We start from the raw sequence: 21165 nt of genomic DNA, 5'->3' as shown, positions 1-21165 counted from the left end.
TGCACAATATTTTAAATTTCAGTTGTTTATGAGAAACAATCTCTATCTATTCGCCTTTTTAACTATGTCACTTTTTATTTCGTGTGACAACAATGATGATAATTCTAGTGACCAATCTGCTGGAAATGGTATTACTATTAATTCTGATGCCACTTCTTTGAATCAAAGACTTGATTACACTAATTCTGGAGTTATCTCAATCACTAACACTTCAACTGCAAAAGGACTAGCAACTCAGTCAACAACTGATTTGCCAATGGTTCAAATTGCAGAAATTAATCCTCCAACAGATAGTAATGGTAGAACTTTGCAAGCAAATCATGTTGCTGTAAATGGAAATTATGCTTATGTAGCCTATACAATGATGGGTGAAGCTTATTCTGGAGCGATTGATGTTATTGATGTTACAGATCCTTACAAGCCAAAATTGCTTACATCTGCATTAATTGCTAATACAGATATTACTTCTCTTACTTACTCTAACGGAAATTTAATTATTGCCGGAGCAAAAGATATTGACAAAGATGCAACTTTGACAAATCCAGCAATTGTAATCAATATGCAATTAAGCTCTGGAATGCTGACAGATAAATATACAGTAACAAAACTTGAAAGCCATGCAACAACTGATGTCGCGGCAAATTCATCTTCTTATTTTGCTGTAACTGGAGATACAGGAAGTTTGTTTAAAATTAACAATTCTACAAAAGCAGTAACTTCAAAAGTGGCTGTAGAAGATTTACGTACTGTAGCTCTTACTGGCGACAAAATTGTTACTTTAAGCGGAAAGAAAGGTGTAAATATTTATAGTGAATCAACTCTTGCGCTTCAAAAATCTTTTGCAACAAGCACTGATGTGAGCGCTGCAAAAAGAACAATCGATTTTGACGGAACAAAATTATTAGTTTCTGAAGGATACAATGGATTAGGAGTTTATGATATCAACAGCGGATCAAAATTGCAAACAATTGGATTGGCTTCTGCAGGAGGAGATAATGTAACCAATGCGGTTTCTGTAAACGACGGATATGCTTTTGTTGCAAACGGTGCTGCAGGATTAAATGTTTACAAATCTGGAACTCCTCTTAGTTTAGTTGGAACTGTTGGAATTACAGGTTCATCAAACTATGTAAAATCTAGCGGAGACTATATTTATGTTGCTAGCGGAAAAGGTGGTTTGAAAATCATTAAGATGGAAAAACCAAATGCAACTTTCGCAAATTGTTCTTCTTACGGAGTTTACAATCAAGGTAAAGATTTGATTTTGAATTCAAACGAAGTAAAATCATATAATGGTTCAACAGCTATCAATTCTATAATTGTAAATTCTGGTGGCGTGTTAACACACTGTGGATCAATTTCTGTACAAAATACTTTAATTTTAAACAGCGGCGGAACTTTTAATATGACTGGAACTTTGGCGCAAGGAAAATACCAGCAATCAAACCCAACAGAACTTATTATCAACAGCAATGCTTTATTACAAATTGAAGGTTCTGTAGTAATCTGGGGCGACCTAAGATTGAACAGCGGTGCAAAAATTAATTTTATTGGAAACAATTCGTCGATTACGATTTACGGAAAAGTGACTAAAAATAGTGGCGTTACCATTACTGGAACGTACAAAGACACAGAAAACAAATTGAAATAATTTTCTGTAATCCTAAGAAATACCACCTGATTTAATTTATTAAATCAATTCTTAAAAAAAAATGCTGTCGGAGACAATCTGATGGCATTTTTTTTGTGGAGTAGTTTTTCTTAAAAAAGGAAATCAATAACCAAACATTAACAATTCATTTAAATAGTCTTCAAAAATATAATTACTATTTTTGAAGCACTTTCAAAAACATCAAACCACGCTATGCGAAAAATTCAATTACTAATTCTTTCATTTTTTTTAACCGGGATTTCAATTTCTTTTGCACAACAGCCACAAAAACCAAGTTCTGTAGAAATTTATAATCAAATCAAGAAATTAAATTTTTTAGGTTCGGTCTTATATGTTGCCGCACATCCTGATGACGAAAACACTCGTTTGATTTCTTATATGGCAAACGAAATGAATGCAAGAACTGGGTATTTGTCTTTGACACGCGGTGATGGCGGGCAAAACTTAATTGGTCCACAATTGCGTGAATTGTTAGGTGTAATAAGAACTCAGGAATTAATTGAAGCCCGAAAAATTGACGGTGGCGAACAGTTTTTTTCTCGTGCGAATGATTTCGGTTTTTCAAAAAATCCAAGTGAAACTTTAGAAATCTGGGATAAAGACAAAGTTCTTGCCGATGTTGTTTGGACCATTAGAAAATTTCAACCCGACGTAATTATAAACCGTTTTGATCATCGTTCGCCTGGAACAACGCATGGACATCATACGTCATCAGCAATGTTGAGTGTTGAAAGTTATAAATTGACAAATGATCCAAAAATATACCCGGAACAATTAAAATTTGTTACGCCTTGGCAGGTAAAACGCCAGTTTTTTAATCCATCTTGGTGGTTTTACGGAAGCCAGGAAAAATTTGACGCTGCCAATAAATCAAAATTCACCAAACTAGAAACTGGGGTTTATTACACCGGAATTGGGAAATCAAATCAGGAAATTGCTGCGTTGAGCCGAAGCCGTCATCAATCACAAGGTTTTGGAAGTACAGGCGCACGTGGTGAAGAAACTGAATATCTGGAACTTATTAATGGCGAAACTCCTAAAGAAAGAGACAATTTATTTGATGGAATCGATACTTCATGGAACCGAGTTAAAAACGGAAAGCCAATTGGTGAATTAATTTCAAAAATCATTTCAAAATACGATTTCAGCAATCCGTCGGCAAGTATTCCTGATTTGATAAAAGCATACACAATGATTGAAGCTTTAGAAGATGATCATTGGAAACCATTAAAAGCCAATGCAATTAAAAGCATTATAGCATCTTGCTCAGGTTTATATTTAGAAGCAGTTGCCTCCGAACAAGAAGCTACTCCGGGAAGTACTATTAAATTAAACCTTGAAGCTATTAACAGATGTGCTGTTGAAATGCAATTAGTTAGTGTAACAACATTACCAGACAATAAAACAACGGCTCAGAATAGTATTTTGAAGAATAACAATGATCAAAAAATCAGTCTTCAATTACAGCTTCCTGAAAATATAGAATATACCCAACCATATTGGTTAAAAGAGAAAGCAACTGTTGGAATGTACACGGTTTCAAATCAGGAAAACATTGGCATCCCAGATATTATCAGAGAAGTAAAAGTTGTTTTTAATGTAAAAATAAATGGTGTTGAAATTCCGTTTGAGCGTACTGTTGTTTACAAATACAATGACGGCGTTAAAGGCGAAATGTATAATTTCCTAGATATCGTACCTGAAGTTACGACTTCAATCCTTGAAAAAGTATTGATTTTTAAAGATACCAAAAGCAAAATGATTCCGGTAAAAGTTCGTGCCGGAAAAGATGGAATAAAAGGAAATCTTCAATTAGAATTGCCAAAAAGCTGGGTAATTTCACCAAAACAGATTCCGTTTTCTTTAGATAAAAAAGGAAGTGAACAAACTTTTTATTTTGAAGTTACGCCTCCTGTAAATCCAGAAGAAGCTGTTGCAAAAGCAGTTGCAATCACAGATAATAAGCGTTTTGACAAAGATGAAACAATTATTGATTACAGTCATATTACTAAACAAATGGTTTTAAAATCAGCTGAATCAAAATGTATCAGAATCGACTTAAAAACTTCTGGCGATGTTATTGCTTATATTATGGGCGCTGGCGACGAAGTCCCAGAAAGTTTAGCGCAAATGGGATATAAAGTTACTATTCTAAAACCAGAAGAAATTACACCAGAACGTTTGGATTCATTTAGTACAGTTATTACCGGAATTCGCGCTTACAATACTGTAAATGCTTTGGCACACAAACAAAAAATACTTTTTGATTTTGTAAAAAATGGCAAAAACATGATTGTACAATACAATACATATGGCAAAATGGTTACCGACCAAATTGCGCCGTATCCGTTAAAAGTTTCAAATGATCGCGTAACTGAGGAAAATGCTAAAATCACATTTTTAGCACCAAATCATCCTGTTTTGAATACTCCAAATAAAATTACTGAAAAGGATTTTCAGGGTTGGACTCAGGAACAAGGTTTGTATTATCCAGATCAATATGACGCTGCCTTCACTCCTATTATTTCATCGCATGATAAAGGTGAATCTCCAAAAGATGGTGCATTGTTAGTAGCGCCATACGGAAAAGGATACTATATTTACACTGGGTTAAGCTTTTTTAGAGAATTACCAGAAGGCGTAGCCGGCGCTTACCGATTGTTATCTAATATCATTTCGCTGAAACAGCCAATAGAAGCTCCTAAACAAGAATTAAAGCAATAATACATTCGTAAAATGGAAGCCAAAAAAACAAAAAAATGGAAAAAAAGCTACACCTATGTTTTGGTGGCTAATGCTATTTATATTCTTATTTTTCTCTTAATCATGCAATTATACTCATAACCTATGCAACTATTTGACTGGATCGTACTTATTGTTACACTTTTATTCATTGTTGGATATGGTTCATGGAAAACCAAAGGAAGCAAGAATGTTGAAGATTTCATTTTAGGAAACAACGAAACGCCGTGGTACACTGTTGGACTTTCAGTAATGGCAACTCAAGCAAGTGCAATTACGTTCCTATCAACGCCAGGACAAGCGTATCATGACGGAATGGGATTTGTGCAGTTTTACTTTGGATTGCCAATCGCTATGATTGTCATTTGTGTGACTTTTATTCCGCTTTATCATAAAAATAAAGTTTTTACCGCTTACGAATTTCTTGAAAAACGATTTGATGTAAAAACACGTTCGCTTGCGGCAATCTTATTTTTAGTGCAAAGAGGTTTAGGAACCGGACTTACGATTTATGCACCAGCTATTATTTTATCGGCCTTATTGGGATGGAATCTAACCGTAATGAATATCATAATTGGTGTAATGGTAATTATTTATACGTTTTCCGGAGGAACAAAAGCAGTGAACGTTACACAGAAACAGCAGATGTTTGTGATTATTTCGGGAATGTTTATTACTTTTTTTCTGATTTTGCATTATTTGCCAAACGATATGACTTTTACAAGTGCCATGCACATTGCAGGCGCAAATGACAAAATGAATATTGTAAATTTCTCTTTTGATCCAGAAGAAAAATATACTTTTTGGAGCGGAATTACCGGTGGATTTTTCCTTGCACTCTCTTATTTTGGTACAGATCAATCACAGGTTGGTCGTTATTTATCTGGAAAATCGGTTAAGGAGAGTCAGATGGGATTAATCATGAACGGACTTTTAAAAGTTCCGATGCAGTTTTTTATTTTACTGACCGGAGTTATGGTTTTTGTTTTTTTCCAATTCAATCCGGTCCCGTTAAATTTTAATCCGAACAATAAAATTGTCATTGAAAAATCGGCTTTTAAAGAAGAATATCATACGCTTGAAAAGAAATTAGATAAACTTTCTGAAGATAAAAAAGTAATAAACCTATTATATATCGATCAGCTGAATCAGGATTATGACAATCCTATTTTACGAAAAGAATTGGTTGCCTTATCCAACAAAGAAAAAGATTTGCGCGATAAAGCAAAAGAAATCATTTCGAAAGCAGATAGCAATAGTGAAACAAATGATAAGGATTATGTTTTCTTCCATTTCATTTTGCATTATTTACCAAAAGGACTTATTGGTTTATTGCTTGCCGTTATTATTTCTGCAGCAATGTCGTCAACTGCTTCGGGATTAAATGCTTTGGCATCGACAACGGCAATTGATATTTACAAACGAAATGTAAAAGGTGAAAAATCAGAAAAACATTTTTTGATGGCAACGAAGTTTTTCACGCTTTTTTGGGGAGTTGTAGCTATTCTTTTTGCTTGTGTAGGAACTTTGTTTGAGAATTTGATTCAGCTTGTAAATATTATTGGTTCTATTTTTTACGGAACTGTTTTAGGAATTTTCCTTGTTGGATTTTACTTAAAACGAGTTCAGGCAAAGCCAATGTTTTACAGCGCAATCATAAGTCAGGTGACTATTTTTATCATTTATTATTTTATGATTTACATTTATCCGAGCGATCAGGAAAAACTAGGATACTTATGGCTGAATTTTATTGGAGCAAATCTTACCGTTGCATTATCACTTATCCTTCAATTTTTATTTTTTAAAGGAAAACCGAATTCTGATAATGTAATTTTGGAATAAAATCTAGATGAAATATTTTAGAAATATGCTTTTCTTTTATTCTTCCTTTTTAGAAAAATCAGGAAGAGTTGAATATGGAATTTATGCATTTTTTACAATTCTGATGCAGATGTTTGCTTTGCATTTATATCAAACGATTGATCTAAATAATGAAACTATTTTGCATTTCTTCTACAGCTGTTTTATTGTTTTATTTACATTCGTTCCGATGCAGGCCGTTACAGCTAGAAGATTGAGAGATTTAAATACAAATCCTGCATTTCTTATTTTTAATTTTATTCCTGTTTTGAATATTGTTTTTATTGCATTTTTATTACTTGCTAAAAAAACTAAGGCTTAAAACAAATAATTTATACTTCTTAGAACGAGGATGCCCTAGCCCTGATGGAAGCGGCATCCTTTTTTATGGCTTTTTCTGCCATAAAAAAGATATAGCGGACAGCAGGAAATAGCTTCTAAAAATTACAAACACTTTATTCCTAATTCAATTCTTCTGCATTTGTAAGTAAAAAATGTTATTTTAGTAAGTTTAAAAGCCATCAAAAAACAAACTAAAAAACTGCGAATGAAAATTTCAGACGATATTCAAAAATTGCTTCCCTTTGGTTACCTTTTTCTTGTTATAATGGGAATTGTAAAAGAGTGCTTTTTTCATTATCAATTAGGAATAAATATATTGAAATATTCTACAATCATGGACATATTAATTAGTCCGATTGCTACTTTTACTTCAAATCCAATAGTTTTAATTTTTATACTTTCACTATTTATATTTCACTATAATTTACCGTCGTTGATAGCAAAATATAGAGATAGGAAATTTATCATAAGAACATTTGAACTAAAAAATATTAAAGGTCTATCTCCGGCAGAAACTAAAAGTTATCTTAATAGTATTTCAGTAAAAATGCTTGCCGTGATACTTTGTTCATTTTTCTTTGGTTACGGGCTAGCAGGCGGTTATGGTACTTCAAAAAAAATTAGAGACCATAAAGAGAAGTACAATTATAAAATCAATTATAGTAGTGGCGAATCTGAAGAAATCTTTTTAATCAACACCAACAGTCTTTATTATTTTTATACTGCTAAAGGAAGCAAAACCATAAAAATAACGCCTTTGGGAGCTGTTAAAAGTATTGAACTTATAGATAATAAAATGGTAAACAAAGGGTTGTTTCTTTATAATACATCATTATGAAAGATTTGAAAAAATATAGCAACAAAGCTAAAGCTGCATTTATTTTGCTGATTGTGATGCTGATTATTATTTTGAACAATTTCAACACGCTTCAAAATTCTAAAAAAGTGAATGAAAATATTAATGCGATTTACAATGATCGATTGGTTGTGGCACATTATATTTTTCAATATTCTAAAGAACTGCATTTTATAAAAGCGGAAGCTGAAAAACTGGATTTGAGTGATACTATTAAAAAAGATGAAATTATTCATACACTTGATATTATTCACAATATTGATGATCTCTATGCAAAAACAGTTTTAACAAACAAGGAAAAAGAGCATTTTGATGCTTTCCTTGCTTCATGTAAAGAAATAAATAATCAGGTTGAAAATAAAAATTGGAGCAAAATCGCCTATGCGAGCGAACAGGCTTTGAAAACATTAGAATCTTTATCCCAAATTCAGATTAAAGAAGGGAAAGCAAAATTAGCAAGTGCAAATGCTATGTATAATGATAATAATAGTTTGGGACAGCTTGAAATAGCGCTTCTTATAATTCTTGGTGGAATTACGTTTTATTTGCTGATTGTAAAGAAACCAAAAAGAAATATCAAAATTCCTGAACCGCCTAGTATGAATTAAGTTGTTTTTGTTTCAGGTTTCAAGTTTCAGGTTTTAGATTTTAGGTTGAAATGAGAATGTAACCGCAAAGTACGCAAAGATTTACGCAAAGAACGCAAAGAGTATTTCATAACGCTTTGCGTTCTTTGCGCTATTATTAAGAACTATACTTTGCGTTCTTTGCGGTTAAATAAAGCGCAAAAAAAAATCCAAAACAAAAGCTTTGGATTTTTAATATTTAGAATTTTAAACAAATTATCTGCTCCACTCAGCGATACTGTCTTTGTTCATTTTTACGTAATCTTGATTGTTAGCTGTTTCAGCTGCTGCCAATGAAGCTTTTGCTGTCTCAATTGCTCCTTTTTTATCACCTTGTTTTGCCTGAATAATTGATTTAAGTCTTAAGATAAAATAAGGTTTCTCTGTTACCATATCCAACGATTTGTCAACATAAGTTCTTGCTGTTTCGATATTTCCATTTGATGAAAATAAATATTGAGCTGCTGCATAATAATCGTTTGATGTTGGTCCCGCCAAAGTTTTTTCGATACTTGCAGTTGCAGCTTTTGCAGTTGGAACTTCAAATTTAAGCGCTACATGAGAATTTTCCCAAGCCATTTCCAAATAAGCGAAATTTGGATCTAAACCATTAATACCAATTGTAAAAGTTTCAACCGGAGTTGGCAATGCTTCTTCTTTTACTGTAGTTCTCAAGGCAACATAAGCATCACTCCAATTTTCTGGCAATCCCCAATTATCTGTAGACAAGTAAAAAATAATCTCCCAGCTTTCAATTTTAGGAATCGTATAAATTGAGTATTTTCCTTTTTTCAAAGTTTTTCCATCAATTACAACATCATCACTAAAATTGATAATCGTATTTTCGTTAGCTCCTGTTCTCCATAATTTCCCAAACGGAACTAAATTTCCAAAAACTGCTCTTCCTCTTGCACCTGGTCTTGAGTATGTCACTTCAACATCAGTTAAACCAACAGTTTGTTTGATGTATGCTTTTGGACTTGCTTGTGGTGTTCTTATCTGTGCTTCAGAAGCAAAAGGCGCTAATAAAATAGCAAATGCAATAAGTATTTTTTTCATTTTAGAGTTTTATTTGTTTTTGTTCAAATTTACAAATTCAATCAGCTAACAAATGTTAAATTTAACTTAATTCAGACAGCTATCTGTGATATTTTTTGTGCGTTTAATTCGTTGAAATGATTAATTATTAAATCGGCATCTGAAAGATCTTGCAAATTAGAGTTCTCGCTTCTGTAACCAACACAATAAATCCCAGCTGCTTTTGCTGCTTTTACGCCATTTGTACTGTCTTCAATAATAATACATTGCTCTTTTGGAGCAATTGACAAAGAAGCTGCATGAATAAAAATTGCCGGATTTGGTTTTGATTGTGGAAAATCTTCGCCGCTCACGATATGCGAAAAATATTGATGCAAGTTGAATCTTGTAAAAACACGCTCGATTGTAACTTTTGATGCAGATGAAGCCAAAATAATCTGAATTCCGTTAGCATATAAATCTTTAATCAAATCTTCAACTCCCTCCAATAAAAATAAATCTTCTTTTGTATCAAAAGCATCATTAAAAATATTTCTTTTTCTTTGAATCAAATCTTCTACTTCATGTTCAATTACAGGGAAATGTCCTTTCAGCGTCTGAAACGTATTTCGGGTTGAAAATCCTGTAAATGAAGTGTACATTTCCTCTGGAACTTCAATATTTAATTCCGAAAATTGTTTGTAATATGCATAACGATGAACGGGTTCTGTATCGACAATCACGCCGTCCATATCAAAAATTACTGTTTTAATCATTTTTTTTAAAGGTGCTAAGGTTCTGAGGGACTAAGGTTCTAAGGTTTTTAAGAGGCTAATCTTTTAAAGTTCTGTTTTTTTAATCTTAGAACCTTAGAAACTTAGCATCTTAGTACCTTTTTTATTCTTTTTTATTTGCAATCAAATAACGAATTACTGTTTCAGCTGCATGAAGTCCAAATAATCCTGGCATGTAGCTGTTTGTTCCGTAGAAAGATTTTTTGAAATTTTTTCCGTCAGTTAGTTTTAAGCTTTTTTCATCTTGAATTTCAGATGAGAAAACCACTTTTAATTTATTGATTTTGGCTGCTTTTAATCGCTTACGGATTGTTTTTGAAAAATAACAGTTGATTGTTTTCGAAATATCTGCAACTTTTACTTTAGATGCCAACATCTTTCCTCCTGCACCCATGCTGCTTATGATTTTAACTCTTTTGCGTTTTGCCGCAATAATCAAATTCAATTTTGGAGTAATACTATCGATGCAATCTAAAACATAATCAAATTCTGGGGAAACGATTTCAAAAGCACGTTCTGGCGATAAAAATTCTTTTACACGAGTTAATTTCAATTCTGGATTAATATCCATCAAACGATCACCAACAATTGTAATTTTTGGTTCACCTACAGTAGAATGCAAAGCTGGCAATTGTCTGTTAATATTTGTAATATCAACCACATCGCCGTCAACAATTGTCATACTGCCTACTCCTGCTCTCGCTAAAAATTCAGCTGCAAATGATCCAACTCCGCCTAATCCAACTACTAATACATTTGCATTCTGCAAATTCTCTAATCCTTCTTTTGTAAATAAAAGCTCGGCTCTTTCTGTCCACTCTGCCATATATAATCTTTTGTTTATTTTTTTGTTTTCTTATTTGAGATTTAACTTATTACTTCTCAAATATATCTCTATAATTACTTAAAATAATACTTTGTAATTCTTTTATATCTAACCCTTTATATTCTGATGCCAAACCATAAACCTGTTGAATATTTTCTTCAATTGTATCCGTTTCTAACAGAAATTTTTCATTTGGAACATTCTGAAAAACAGTTTTTAATTCTGGATTTCTTAACAAATATTTGCCAAATGAAATATAAAATCCTGCTGCAATTAACTGATTCGCAAGCTGACTGTTTTTTGAAAATCCGTGAATAATCATTGGAACCGAAATTTTCAATTTCTTTTTGATTTCTATCACTTCTTGAAAAGCCGCAACGCAATGAATTACGACTGGCTTTTTATATTTTTCGGCCAAAGCCAATTGTTTTTCAAAAACTGAAATCTGAATTTCAAAAGGTTGTTCAATTCGTTTATCTAATCCGCATTCGCCAATTGCCAAACAATTTTCTGTTTGTAGTTTTTCTTCAATAATTTTCAAATCTGTTTCTAGTCTTTCTTCTGAAATGTACCAAGGATGAATCCCGATAGAATAAAACGGAATTGAAGTATCAAATTCATGAGGATATTGATTTACCAATTCCAAAACATTGGATTGATTCGTAAACTGATGTGTATGAAAGTTAAAGAAATCCATTAATGAAACGTTTTCACTCCCGCTTTAATCTCTATATTTAAATCGTTCTCTAGAGGAACAAGCGGGCAAGAATATTTGTGATTGTAAGCACAATACGGATTATATGCCTGATTAAAATCGATTGCAATTGTGTTTCCTTTCGGGATTTTCAAATCAATATATCTTCCGCCGATATAGCTTTCTTTTCCACACGTTAAATCTGAAAAAGGCAAAAATAAATGGTCCTTATATTGTTCTTGTTTCGAAAGATCAATACTTCTGTAAACATTCAATTTCAGTGCTTTTCCTTCTAAAGTAAAAGACAGCGTTCCGTATTTTATATATTTTGGAGTTCGGGTTCCTGTAGTTTTCATTTCGAAAACTTTCTCATTTTTTGCTTTTTCAAATTTTGCAACCACAAAATATTTCCCATTAATCGGATAAAAATCTAAAGATTTAAAAGTCTTCAAATCCTCTTCCATCAATGGACTAGTCTTAGCGTCAGCATATTCAGAATTGATCGTCGTCTGGAAATTTGCAACTTGACCGTAACTAAACTTTTTTTGGCTATAGCCAAAACTAAAAATCATCCAGACAATAAGAATAATCGCTTTTTTCATAGTTAGAAATTTTATGCAAAAATAGTTTAAAAGTAACAAAGCAACAACCGCAATACGTGACAAAGTTTCCTAACTTTGTTGCAAATAAGAATAATTCTACAATGCTTAAAACTGCCTTAGGTCGCTACATTAATAATTTTAAGGGTTTCACTGACGAAGTTTGGATTCTTGCATTAATTACTTTTATCAATAGAGCAGGAACAATGGTTTTGCCCTTTTTATCTAAATATTTAAAAGAGGATTTACAATTTACTTATGGCGAAGTGGGCTGGATTATGGTTTCCTTTGGATTAGGTTCTATGTTAGGTTCCTGGCTGGGAGGAAAATTGAGTGATAAAATTGGATTTTATAAAATCATGATTTTCAGTCTTTTTACTAGCGGAATTCTCTTTATCTTATTACAATTTGTCACAACATTTTGGGGATTATGTTTTGCCATGTTTATAATAATGGCAATTTCAGATATGTTTCGTCCTGCCATGTTTGTGTCACTAAGTGTATACGCAAAACCAGAAAACAGAGTTCGTGCATTGTCTTTAGTACGCTTAGCAGTAAATCTTGGCTTCACTGCTGGTCCTGCATTAGGCGGATTAATAATTATAGGAATGGGATATCAAGGCCTATTTTGGGTTGACGGTATTACTTGTATGATTGCCATTTCAATTTTCGCATTTTATATTAAGGAAAAAAAGAAAACATCAATAAATAAAGAAAATATCGTTTTATCAGATTTGCCAAAATCCATCTATAAAGACAAACCTTTTTGGTTACTGCTTTTTATCAGTTTTGTTACATTTATGGTTTTTCTGCAAATATTTTCAACTTTGCCTTTATATCATAATGAAAAGTTTGGACTTAGCGAATTTCAAACTGGTATGCTTTTATCTATAAATGGTTTATTAGTATTTCTATTAGAAATGCCCATTGTAAGTACTCTGGAGCGAAAAGGAGTAAATAAAATTAAAAATATTGCTTACGGTTGTTTTTTTATTGCCGCTGGCTACTTTATTTTACTGTTTGATTCCTGGGTTGGAATTCTTGTAATCAGCATTGTATTACTCACATTTGGAGAGATTTTCTCTTTCCCGTTTGTGAATGCAGTAGCATTAAGTCGCGCACCAAAAGGTCAAGAAGGCCAATATATGGGTTTTTACACCATGAGTTTCAGTCTGGCTCATATTGTCAGTTCTAAAACGGGACTGGAAATTATTGCGCATTATAACTACCAAATCAATTGGTTGATTATGGGGACACTGGGTTTACTAGCATTACTTTGCTGTTTTTGGCTTAATAAATTGGTACATACCAAAAAAAAATCATAAAGTTTATTTTTACTTAACTCGTTTAAATTCAATTTATTAATTTTAAATTGAAATAATTTCACGCGCCTAAATGGTAATTCAAACTTAAAAAATAGTTAAATAACTATATTTATAGTTGCGTAACTACAAAAATAGTTGTAGGTTTGAATTAAAATTAGGAGACATGCAAAAGTTAACAAATAAAGAAGAAGAAATTATGCAGATTTTATGGAAGCTTAAAAAAGCTTTTGTAAAAGAGATTCAGGCAGAAATTACTGAAGACCAGCCGCATTACAATACACTTTCGACTATTGTTCGCAATCTTGAGGAAAAAGGTTTTGTAGCGCACAATGCTTTTGGAAATACGCATCAATACTATCCAGTAATCACTTTAGAGGCGTACAGCAAAAAGTATATGAAAACCGCTATTGATAATTATTTCAATAGTTCTTATAAAAATATGGTTTCGTTTTTTGCTAAAGAGGAAAAAATTTCGGCAGCAGAATTACGTGAAATCCTGGCTATGATAGAAAATCCGAAAGAAGAAAAATAGTCATTTATGGAAGCACTTTTCATATATATAGCAAAATCAGCAGGTTTAGTTGTAATGTTTTATTGTGTTTATCATTTTTTACTTCGCAAAGAAACATTTTTCAATACCAATAGATGGTTTTTACTGGCAGGTCTGGGAACGTCAGCTTTATTGCCGTTTTTATTTTATACCAAAACAATTTTGGTCAACCCTACTCCAGTTTCGAACTTTAATCTAAGTCAAATTAAAGTGCCTCTTTCTCAAAACATTCCAAATGAAACTTTTGAAATCAATTGGAATTACGTTCTTCTAGCAGTTTATGGCCTCGGTTTTTTTATCTTATTAATAAAATTTGCCTTAGACTTTTACAGTCTGCAATCTGTTTTAAAAGGAAAAAAAATCCAACAACAAGCTGATTTCAAATTTATTGATACCAACGAAAATATTGCTCCTTTCTCCTATTTTGAATATATAGTTTACAACTCATCAATGTACACTTCATCAGAATTAGAGAATATTATCGAGCACGAAAAAGTGCACAGCGATCAAAATCATACTGCAGATATTTTGGTAGCCCGCATTTTTTGTCTGCTGTTTTGGTTTAATCCAGTTATCTGGCTTTACAAAAAAGCAATCGCTCAAAATCTGGAATTCATTGCCGACAAAGAAGCTGCAAAAAAATTATCAGACAAAAGAGCGTATCAATACACGCTTTTGAAAATCACAACTCACGAAAGCTGTATTGCAATCACCAATCATTTTTATCAATCATTAATCAAAAAACGAATTGTTATGTTAAACAAGAATCAATCACGAAAAAGGAATTCTTGGAAATACTATGTTGTAATTCCAGCACTTGCCGCTTTTGTTTTGTTATTTCAAGTCGAAGTAATTGCAAAAGAAAGGCAAGTCAGCAAAAAAGAAGTTCTAAAGGAAAGCAAATCTGTAGACACTTATAAAATTACCAAAACAACTACAGATCAAGAATTAAAAGAAATTGCGGAAAATTTAAAGAAAAAATATGATGTTGTAGCTTCTATCTCTGATGTTGAAAGAAACTCAAATAACGAAATTACTGCTATTAGAGTTGCAGTAAAAAAAGGCTCTGAACAAAACCAAACTTTTATGGTTAATGGAAGCAAAGCCATTAAAGATTGCCAAATTATTGTTACAACAGAAGATGACGGATCTATAAAAATTGATTTTGTTTCTGAAAATTTAGAAAATCAGATAAAAGTTGTCAATAAAGAAAGAAAAGTTAAAGTAAAAAGTGTTGAAAATTCTAAAATAAACTCTGATGTTAAAACTACTGATAATACTCATACAAGCGTTACTACAAGTAGTAGCACAAATACTAGCGATAATATAAATGTAAATGTTAACGCTAATACTAATACATCTGTCAGCGTAAGCACAAATAGTGACGGTAAGTCAAATAGCAGTATTATGATTTTAAGAAATGGCACAAATGTTTCTAATAACTTACCACCATTAGTAATTGTTGATGGAACTATAACAAAAAATATAGTTACGATTGATGATATGAATAAGTTAAAGATGGAAACTGTAACAGTATTGACTGGGAAAAATGCCATAAAAAAATACGGAGAAGAAGCGAAAGACGGTGTTGTTATTATAGAAACAAAAAAATAAATACATCTAACCCATTAATTAACAGCCAAAACCAAAATAATGCAAAAGTTAACCAACAAAGAAGAAGAAATAATGCATATTTTATGGAAGCTTAAAAAAGCTTTTGTAAAAGAAATTCAGGCTGAAATCACTGAAGAACAACCGCATTACAACACGCTTTCGACTATTGTGCGCAATCTTGAAGAAAAAGGATATGTCAGTCATAATGCTTTTGGAAATACGCATCAATATTATCCAATTGTGAGTATTGAAGAATACCGAAAAGGTTTTATGAGCACCGCAATTGATAATTATTTCAACAGCTCTTATAAAAGCATGGTTTCGTTTTTTGCCAAAGAAGAGAAAATTTCGGCAAACGAATTACGAGAAATCTTAGCAATGATTGAAAATCCAAAAGAAGAAAAATAATCGTTATGGAAGCACTTTTCACCTTTATCATCAAGTCTGGCAGTTTAATAGCTTTATTCTATTTTGCTTATTATTTTTTACTGCGTAAAGAAACTTTTTTCACCAGTAACCGATATTTTTTATTGGCCGGATTAATCACTTCAGTTGTTTTGCCTTTTGTGATTTATACTAAAGTAGTTTGGGTTGATCCCGCTCCTATACTTTATTCACCGGTTGTTCAGAATGCTACTGCTTCTGTTAGTCATAATTATGTTTCAACATATAATCATTTGCCGGTTGTCGAAGAAGAACCTTTTGAAATAAACTGGAATCTGGTTTCACTCGCAATTTATGCAATAGGATTTGCTGCTTTTATGCTAAAATTCGCAATTGATTTCTACAGTTTAAATTCGGTTTTAAAAGGAAAAAAAATAAAACAGCAAGAAGATTTCAAGTTTGTTGATGTTACTGAAAACATTGCTCCTTTTTCTTATTTCGATTATATCGTTTACAACTCATCACTGTACAGCGAAACAGAACTGCAAAGTATTTTAGAACATGAAAAAGTGCACAGCGATCAACATCATACTATTGATGTAATAATTTCTAGAATTTTCTGCATTCTTTTTTGGTTCAATCCAATTATCTGGCTTTACAAAAAAGCAATTTTGCAAAATTTAGAATTTATTGCCGATAACGAAGCATCAAAAAAATTATCAGACAAAAAAGCGTATCAGTATACGCTTTTAAAAATAACAACACATGAAACTTGTGTTGCAATCACCAATCACTTTTATCAATCATTAATCAAAAAACGAATTGTCATGTTAAACAAAAATCAATCAAAAAAATGGAATTACTGGAAATATTACGCTGTAATTCCGGCCCTCGCAGCTTTTGTATTTTTATTCCAAATAAAAACGATTGCTCAGGAGAAAAAGGCTTTGGCAGAAAAAACTGCTTCAGTAAAAAATGAGGATACTCAAGTTTTTAAAATTACTAAATCGACTACAGATCAGGAATTAAAAGACTTAACAACAAAATTAAAATCAGAACACAATATTGATGTAGTAATTTCAGATTTAAAAAGAAACAGCAACAACGAAATTACAAGTATCAAAATTCAGATTGTTAAAGAAAACGGCAAAAAACAAATTATACAAGTAAACAGCACAAAAGCAATAAAAGATTGCAGTATTGTGTTAGACACTAATGATAATGGTGCTAAAAACGTCACTTTAACTACTGAAGAAAGCCCTGAAGCGCCAACAATGGTTAAAACTCAAAATGTAGTTATAACAGATTTTAAGAATTCAGCTGATGCTCCAGAAGCTCCAGACGCACCTGCTCCGCCAAGTGCTCCAGGTATGGTTGCGCCAGTTCCTCCTACACCACCAGTATTCCCTGCAGGAGCACTTCCTCCAGCTCCAGCAATTGATATGTCGAAAATGCCAAAACCTCCTAGAGCACCAAGAGATCCAAAAGATAAAGTTTCAATGGCTCAGTTTGAAAAAGAAATGGCTGAATTTGAGAAAAAAATGGAAAAATTTCAACCTAACATCGATGCTATGTCTGCATATGGTGACGCAGTAGAAGAAATCATGTCTAAACGTGAAGCCATTTTTGAAAAACAAATGGAACAATATGAAATTGCCATGCAAAAATTCAATATGAACATGGATAAATTCAATATCGACATGAAAATGAAATTTGGCAATGACTCAGATTACGAAAATAACATGAAGCAATATGAGTTAGACATGAGACGATATGAACTTGACATGAAACAGCATGAAAAAGATATGAAGGAACATGCAAAACAAATGAAACAGCATGCTAAAGATATGAAGATGCAAGAAAGAGACAGAAGAGCAGCAGAGAAAGCAGATAAGAAAGCTTAATATTTTCAAATAACAATGTAAAAACCAGTGCAAAAACACTGGTTTTTCTATTAATATTTAATTTTAAAATCGTAAAATGAAAAAATATTATTTAGTTCTGTTTTTACACTTTTCGCTATCAATTTTGGCACAGAAAAATACAGCTGAAAAAAATATCTTCATAGCAATGGACAAAGCGGCTTCAATTTTAATGCAAAAATCAAAAGCAAATTCTATTTCTATTGGAGTTGTAAAAAATGGTGAAACCTACACTCGTCATTATGGTGAAATTGATAAAGGAAAAGAGAATATTGCTAATAACAATACTGTTTTTGAAGTTGCATCAATAACTAAATTGTTTACAGGTTTGCTTGCCGCTCAAGCAGTTTTAGAAGGAAAACTTAATCCAGACGATGATATCCGAAAATACATTACTGGTTCTTATCCTAATTTGGAATATTATGGAACACCAATTACCATTAAAGATTTAGTTTCTTTTAAAACTGGTTTCAACAAAGATCTTCCAGACACAGCAGAATTGCGGAAAAACAGAAACGATAGCAGTTATTTAGCTTTCAAAAAATTAGACGAATCCTATAGTCGGGAAAAATTCTTTGAAGATTTAAAAACAATTCAATTGGATACTTTACCTGGAACAAAATTCAAATACAGCAACGGAAGCTTAAATCTGACAGCTCATATTTTAGAGAATGTTTACCATAAAAATTACGAAACACTTTTAAATGAACATATTCTTTCAAAGCTAAAAATGACATCAACCGGAATAAATTTAAGTCCAAATGTTGTTGTTGCAAATGGTTATAATCTAAAAGGCGTTTTAATGCCACAAATTTCAGATAATCTTTGGGGAGCTGCCGGACGCTTAAAATCTACTTTAGGTGATTTAACCAAATTCATTGCTTATGAATTAAATACAAAAGATAAAATTGTTCAGGAATCACAGCGAAATCTCTTAAATAGTTCTACAATCTGGAATGGCTATTTTTGGGATCATATTGAAGTTGACGACAATGGAAAAAACTGCTGGAAACACGGCGGCGCTTTTGGAACTCAAAATATGCTTGTTGTTTATCCAGAACGACAATTAGGGCTTTCGATCATTGTAAATATAAGCGATGAAAATACGGGAAATGCTTTAGGTGAAGCCATTGTGAGTCTTTCAAATGATTTATTGAATGAATACAAAAAGCAATCCGGAATTTACGGATATAAAATAGTCAATGATAATGTAGTTTTTAGCTATATACACGATAAAGCTTTAAATGCCGACTTAGTAAAAAGCGTTTCAATTGCAGGTTCATTCGACAATTGGAATCCCGATGATAAAAATTTTCAAATGATTCGAAAAAACAAAAATACGTTTGAATTAGCTGTTCCTATATCTCAGTTTGAAAAAAACAAAACGCATTTATTTAAGTTTGTAATCAACAAAAGTGGCTGGATGGAAGCGCCAAAAAACGCCATAAATAAAGAAACAGAAGGAGATCAAAATCTTATTCTAAAAATTTAAACTTTCATTCTTTATACCCTAAAAGACTTTGTTTTAACGCAAAGTCTTTTTTCATATCTTTGAAGAAACAAACCTACTATGTATAAATTTCTAGCCAAATTAAACAAAATGCTTCTACCTAGTTTTACAAAACAAGGTCTAGATATTTCAAAAGCCAAAAAATGGCAAATGGCAATTATCGGATATCGTGCTTATGTTACCAAAAAAGCATTAGGCAATTAAAATTAAATACTTTTAAGCAGAAAATGTTTTATGCTTTTCTGCTTCTTCGATTCATGAAAAACAAAAAAATCAACCTTCCTCCTGTTCAGGCTGTATTGCTTGCAATTATTAGCGTACAATGTGGTGCAGCAATTGCTAAAACTTTATTCCCAACACTTGGAGCAGCAGGTACAGCATCTATCAGAATTGGTGTTTCTGCAATCATTCTTTTATTGGTTTATAGGCCAAATTTAAAAGCAATTACAAAAACGCAATGGAAAGTTGTCATTCCGTATGGGCTTTCTTTAGGTGCTATGAATTTGATTTTTTATTTTGCAATCGAAAGAATCCCAATTGGACTTGCGGTTACTTTAGAATTTATTGGTCCGTTATTGCTTGCGATTATTGGATCAAAACGTCTGATTGATTATTTATGGGTTTTATTAGCTGCAATAGGTATTTTATTAATTGCTCCCTGGACAAATGAACGTTTAGATACTTTAGGTGTTCTTTTTGCCTTAATTGCTGGAGCTTTATGGGCAGCTTATATCGTTTTTGGGGGAAGAATTTCAAAAATTATGAATGAAGGCACAGCTGTTTCAACGGGAATGTTGTTGGCCGCAATTCTGGTTTTACCTTTTGGAATTTTCGAAAACGGACTTGTTAATCTTACTCCAAGGCTTTTCGGAATGGGTGTTGCTCTTGCATTATTGTCAAGTGCAATTCCGTTCACTTTAGAAATGAAAGCTTTAGGAAAACTTCCTCCTCGTACTTTCAGTATTTTAATGAGCTTAGAACCGGCTGCAGCTTCAATTTGTGCTTTTATTTTTCTAGAAGAAAACTTAAGTTTCTATGAAATTTTGGCTGTTGTTTGTGTTGTAGTCGCTTCTGCCGGATCAACTTTAACAACTAAAAAATAAAAAAATCTAATTTTTAAAATTCCAAATTCCAACTTTTAAATTGGGATTTGGAATTTTAAAGATTGGAATTTGATTAAATATTATTTTTTCGGAAGCAAAACAGCATCGACAACATGAATCACACCATTTGATTGGTTCACATCTGCAATTGTTACTTTTGATTTATTTCCGTTTTCATCTGTTATATACAAATCTTTTCCATCCATCCAAGCATTAAGAGTTCCACCGTTAACAGCTTTTATAGTTGCTTTTCCTTTACCAGATTTAATTGCTTTTGCAATATCTGATGCATTCCATTTTCCAGCGGCAACATGATACGTTAAGATATTTTGAAGCATCTTTTTGTTCTCTGGTTTCAATAAAGTTTCAACAGTTCCTGCTGGTAATTTATCAAATGCTGCATTTGTTGGAGCAAAAACAGTAAACGGTCCTTTGCCTTGTAATGTTTCTACTAAATCAGCAGCTTTTACAGCGGCTACTAACGTAGTGTGATCTTTTGAATTTACTGCATTTTCAATAATATTTTTACTCGGATACATTGCTGCACCGCCCACCATTACAGTTTTTTGGGCAAATGATGCAAATCCGAATGTTAAAGCTAAAATTGCTGTCGCTAAAAATTTTCTAGTTTTCATAATTAATATTTTAAGTTATAAGCTCATTTACGCTGGAATATTGGTTTTGGTTTTAACAAAAATTAAAATAATTTCAAAAAACATTGAAATATTC

Annotated in this window: 20 protein-coding genes; 14 read left to right on the top strand and 6 right to left on the bottom strand. The window is 32.2% G+C overall.

The genetic code is table 11. The features are described from left to right. Positions 1-28 precede the first annotated feature (28 nt). From ACNFIH_RS00655 to ACNFIH_RS00630, 6 genes are all read left to right on the top strand, one after another. Positions 29-1651 carry a hypothetical protein gene (locus tag ACNFIH_RS00655; RefSeq protein WP_426485044.1) on the top strand — a complete coding sequence of 541 codons (1623 nt, stop codon included), beginning with the start codon at positions 29-31 and terminating at the stop codon, positions 1649-1651. Between the two features lie 213 nt (positions 1652-1864). Beyond that, positions 1865-4396 (top strand): PIG-L family deacetylase, encoded by a 2532-nt coding sequence (locus ACNFIH_RS00650; RefSeq protein ID WP_426485043.1) that lies wholly within the window; start codon positions 1865-1867, stop codon positions 4394-4396. A 123-nt stretch (positions 4397-4519) separates the two neighbouring features. Then, the gene (locus ACNFIH_RS00645) at positions 4520-6256 is read left to right on the top strand and encodes a sodium:solute symporter family transporter (RefSeq protein WP_426485042.1); all 1737 of its coding nucleotides are present in this window, start codon (positions 4520-4522) and stop codon (positions 6254-6256) included. A gap of 7 nt (positions 6257-6263) precedes the next feature. Next, positions 6264-6596 carry a DUF805 domain-containing protein gene (locus tag ACNFIH_RS00640; RefSeq protein ID WP_426485041.1) on the top strand — a complete coding sequence of 111 codons (333 nt, stop codon included), beginning with the start codon at positions 6264-6266 and terminating at the stop codon, positions 6594-6596. Positions 6597-6821: 225 nt separating this feature from the next. After that, a complete protein-coding gene (locus ACNFIH_RS00635; protein WP_426485040.1) occupies positions 6822-7454 on the top strand; it encodes a hypothetical protein in 633 nt (210 codons plus the stop codon). After that, complete coding sequence (locus tag ACNFIH_RS00630) at positions 7451-8080, top strand: MCP four helix bundle domain-containing protein (RefSeq protein ID WP_035643595.1); 630 nt, start codon at positions 7451-7453, stop codon at positions 8078-8080. Before ACNFIH_RS00635 ends, ACNFIH_RS00630 begins: the two co-directional genes overlap by 4 nt. A 234-nt stretch (positions 8081-8314) precedes the next feature. Here the strand turns inward: ACNFIH_RS00630 and ACNFIH_RS00625 are convergent, their stop codons facing one another. The 5 genes from ACNFIH_RS00625 to ACNFIH_RS00605 form a co-directional block, all read right to left on the bottom strand. Further along, positions 8315-9157 carry a DUF2911 domain-containing protein gene (locus ACNFIH_RS00625; RefSeq protein WP_426485039.1) on the bottom strand — a complete coding sequence of 281 codons (843 nt, stop codon included), beginning with the start codon at positions 9155-9157 and terminating at the stop codon, positions 8315-8317. 71 nt (positions 9158-9228) lie between these two features. Then, complete coding sequence (locus ACNFIH_RS00620) at positions 9229-9891, bottom strand: HAD family hydrolase (RefSeq protein WP_426485038.1); 663 nt, start codon at positions 9889-9891, stop codon at positions 9229-9231. Positions 9892-10012: 121 nt separating this feature from the next. Further along, positions 10013-10735, bottom strand: a complete 723-nt coding sequence (locus tag ACNFIH_RS00615; RefSeq protein ID WP_426485037.1) for a tRNA threonylcarbamoyladenosine dehydratase — start codon at positions 10733-10735, stop codon at positions 10013-10015. 49 nt (positions 10736-10784) lie between these two features. After that, complete coding sequence (locus tag ACNFIH_RS00610; RefSeq protein WP_426485036.1) at positions 10785-11432, bottom strand: TatD family hydrolase; 648 nt, start codon at positions 11430-11432, stop codon at positions 10785-10787. After that, entirely contained in the window at positions 11432-12031 is a 600-nt protein-coding gene (locus ACNFIH_RS00605) for a DUF1684 domain-containing protein (RefSeq protein WP_426485035.1), read from the bottom strand. The genes ACNFIH_RS00610 and ACNFIH_RS00605 overlap by 1 nt, the downstream gene beginning before the upstream one ends. 101 nt (positions 12032-12132) lie before the next feature. Between ACNFIH_RS00605 and ACNFIH_RS00600 the strand changes: the two genes are divergently transcribed. The 8 genes from ACNFIH_RS00600 (at position 12133) to ACNFIH_RS00565 (ending at position 20436) form a co-directional block, all read left to right on the top strand. Beyond that, the gene (locus ACNFIH_RS00600) at positions 12133-13353 is read left to right on the top strand and encodes an MDR family MFS transporter (RefSeq protein WP_426485034.1); all 1221 of its coding nucleotides are present in this window, start codon (positions 12133-12135) and stop codon (positions 13351-13353) included. Positions 13354-13516: 163 nt separating this feature from the next. Then, positions 13517-13885 carry a BlaI/MecI/CopY family transcriptional regulator gene (locus ACNFIH_RS00595; protein WP_426485033.1) on the top strand — a complete coding sequence of 123 codons (369 nt, stop codon included), beginning with the start codon at positions 13517-13519 and terminating at the stop codon, positions 13883-13885. Between the two features lie 6 nt (positions 13886-13891). Next, a complete protein-coding gene (locus ACNFIH_RS00590; RefSeq protein ID WP_426485032.1) occupies positions 13892-15517 on the top strand; it encodes a M56 family metallopeptidase in 1626 nt (541 codons plus the stop codon). A gap of 39 nt (positions 15518-15556) precedes the next feature. Then, positions 15557-15925 (top strand): BlaI/MecI/CopY family transcriptional regulator, encoded by a 369-nt coding sequence (locus ACNFIH_RS00585; protein WP_132990905.1) that lies wholly within the window; start codon positions 15557-15559, stop codon positions 15923-15925. 5 nt (positions 15926-15930) lie between these two features. Then, positions 15931-17805 (top strand): M56 family metallopeptidase, encoded by a 1875-nt coding sequence (locus ACNFIH_RS00580; RefSeq protein ID WP_426485031.1) that lies wholly within the window; start codon positions 15931-15933, stop codon positions 17803-17805. A 76-nt stretch (positions 17806-17881) separates the two neighbouring features. Then, complete coding sequence (locus tag ACNFIH_RS00575; RefSeq protein WP_426485030.1) at positions 17882-19315, top strand: serine hydrolase; 1434 nt, start codon at positions 17882-17884, stop codon at positions 19313-19315. A gap of 78 nt (positions 19316-19393) precedes the next feature. Beyond that, entirely contained in the window at positions 19394-19537 is a 144-nt protein-coding gene (locus ACNFIH_RS00570; RefSeq protein WP_142448713.1) for an SsrA-binding protein, read from the top strand. Positions 19538-19590: 53 nt separating this feature from the next. Continuing rightward, positions 19591-20436 (top strand): EamA family transporter, encoded by an 846-nt coding sequence (locus ACNFIH_RS00565; RefSeq protein WP_426485029.1) that lies wholly within the window; start codon positions 19591-19593, stop codon positions 20434-20436. Positions 20437-20516: 80 nt separating this feature from the next. Here ACNFIH_RS00565 and ACNFIH_RS00560 read toward each other — a convergent pair whose 3' ends face one another. Continuing rightward, positions 20517-21071: a fasciclin domain-containing protein gene (locus ACNFIH_RS00560; protein ID WP_426485028.1), complete on the bottom strand. Its 555-nt coding sequence runs from the start codon at positions 21069-21071 to the stop codon at positions 20517-20519. Between the last annotated feature and the right edge of the window lie 94 nt (positions 21072-21165).

Origin of the sequence: Flavobacterium sp. 2, assembly GCF_049949195.1 — a bacterium.
In the GTDB taxonomy this organism is placed as follows: Bacteria; Bacteroidota; Bacteroidia; order Flavobacteriales; family Flavobacteriaceae; genus Flavobacterium.
The sequence above is the reverse complement of the archived record's forward strand: the minus strand, read 5'-3'. Positions and strand labels throughout refer to the sequence as shown.

Excerpts from the sequence above, each read along its gene's own strand:
- ACNFIH_RS00595 (WP_426485033.1), top strand. The coding sequence starts at position 13,517 with ATGCAAAAGTTAACAAATAAAGAAGAAGAAATTATGCAGATTTTATGG.
- ACNFIH_RS00600 (WP_426485034.1), top strand. The coding sequence starts at position 12,133 with ATGCTTAAAACTGCCTTAGGTCGCTACATTAATAATTTTAAGGGTTTC.
- ACNFIH_RS00605 (WP_426485035.1), bottom strand. The coding sequence starts at position 12,031 with ATGAAAAAAGCGATTATTCTTATTGTCTGGATGATTTTTAGTTTTGGC.
- ACNFIH_RS00570 (WP_142448713.1), top strand. The coding sequence starts at position 19,394 with ATGTATAAATTTCTAGCCAAATTAAACAAAATGCTTCTACCTAGTTTT.
- ACNFIH_RS00620 (WP_426485038.1), bottom strand. The coding sequence starts at position 9,891 with ATGATTAAAACAGTAATTTTTGATATGGACGGCGTGATTGTCGATACA.
- ACNFIH_RS00630 (WP_035643595.1), top strand. The coding sequence starts at position 7,451 with ATGAAAGATTTGAAAAAATATAGCAACAAAGCTAAAGCTGCATTTATT.
- ACNFIH_RS00655 (WP_426485044.1), top strand. The coding sequence starts at position 29 with ATGAGAAACAATCTCTATCTATTCGCCTTTTTAACTATGTCACTTTTT.
- ACNFIH_RS00560 (WP_426485028.1), bottom strand. The coding sequence starts at position 21,071 with ATGAAAACTAGAAAATTTTTAGCGACAGCAATTTTAGCTTTAACATTC.
- ACNFIH_RS00580 (WP_426485031.1), top strand. The coding sequence starts at position 15,931 with ATGGAAGCACTTTTCACCTTTATCATCAAGTCTGGCAGTTTAATAGCT.
- ACNFIH_RS00650 (WP_426485043.1), top strand. The coding sequence starts at position 1,865 with ATGCGAAAAATTCAATTACTAATTCTTTCATTTTTTTTAACCGGGATT.
- ACNFIH_RS00585 (WP_132990905.1), top strand. The coding sequence starts at position 15,557 with ATGCAAAAGTTAACCAACAAAGAAGAAGAAATAATGCATATTTTATGG.
- ACNFIH_RS00640 (WP_426485041.1), top strand. The coding sequence starts at position 6,264 with ATGAAATATTTTAGAAATATGCTTTTCTTTTATTCTTCCTTTTTAGAA.
- ACNFIH_RS00615 (WP_426485037.1), bottom strand. The coding sequence starts at position 10,735 with ATGGCAGAGTGGACAGAAAGAGCCGAGCTTTTATTTACAAAAGAAGGA.
- ACNFIH_RS00565 (WP_426485029.1), top strand. The coding sequence starts at position 19,591 with ATGAAAAACAAAAAAATCAACCTTCCTCCTGTTCAGGCTGTATTGCTT.
- ACNFIH_RS00625 (WP_426485039.1), bottom strand. The coding sequence starts at position 9,157 with ATGAAAAAAATACTTATTGCATTTGCTATTTTATTAGCGCCTTTTGCT.
- ACNFIH_RS00590 (WP_426485032.1), top strand. The coding sequence starts at position 13,892 with ATGGAAGCACTTTTCATATATATAGCAAAATCAGCAGGTTTAGTTGTA.
- ACNFIH_RS00610 (WP_426485036.1), bottom strand. The coding sequence starts at position 11,432 with ATGGATTTCTTTAACTTTCATACACATCAGTTTACGAATCAATCCAAT.
- ACNFIH_RS00645 (WP_426485042.1), top strand. The coding sequence starts at position 4,520 with ATGCAACTATTTGACTGGATCGTACTTATTGTTACACTTTTATTCATT.
- ACNFIH_RS00635 (WP_426485040.1), top strand. The coding sequence starts at position 6,822 with ATGAAAATTTCAGACGATATTCAAAAATTGCTTCCCTTTGGTTACCTT.
- ACNFIH_RS00575 (WP_426485030.1), top strand. The coding sequence starts at position 17,882 with ATGAAAAAATATTATTTAGTTCTGTTTTTACACTTTTCGCTATCAATT.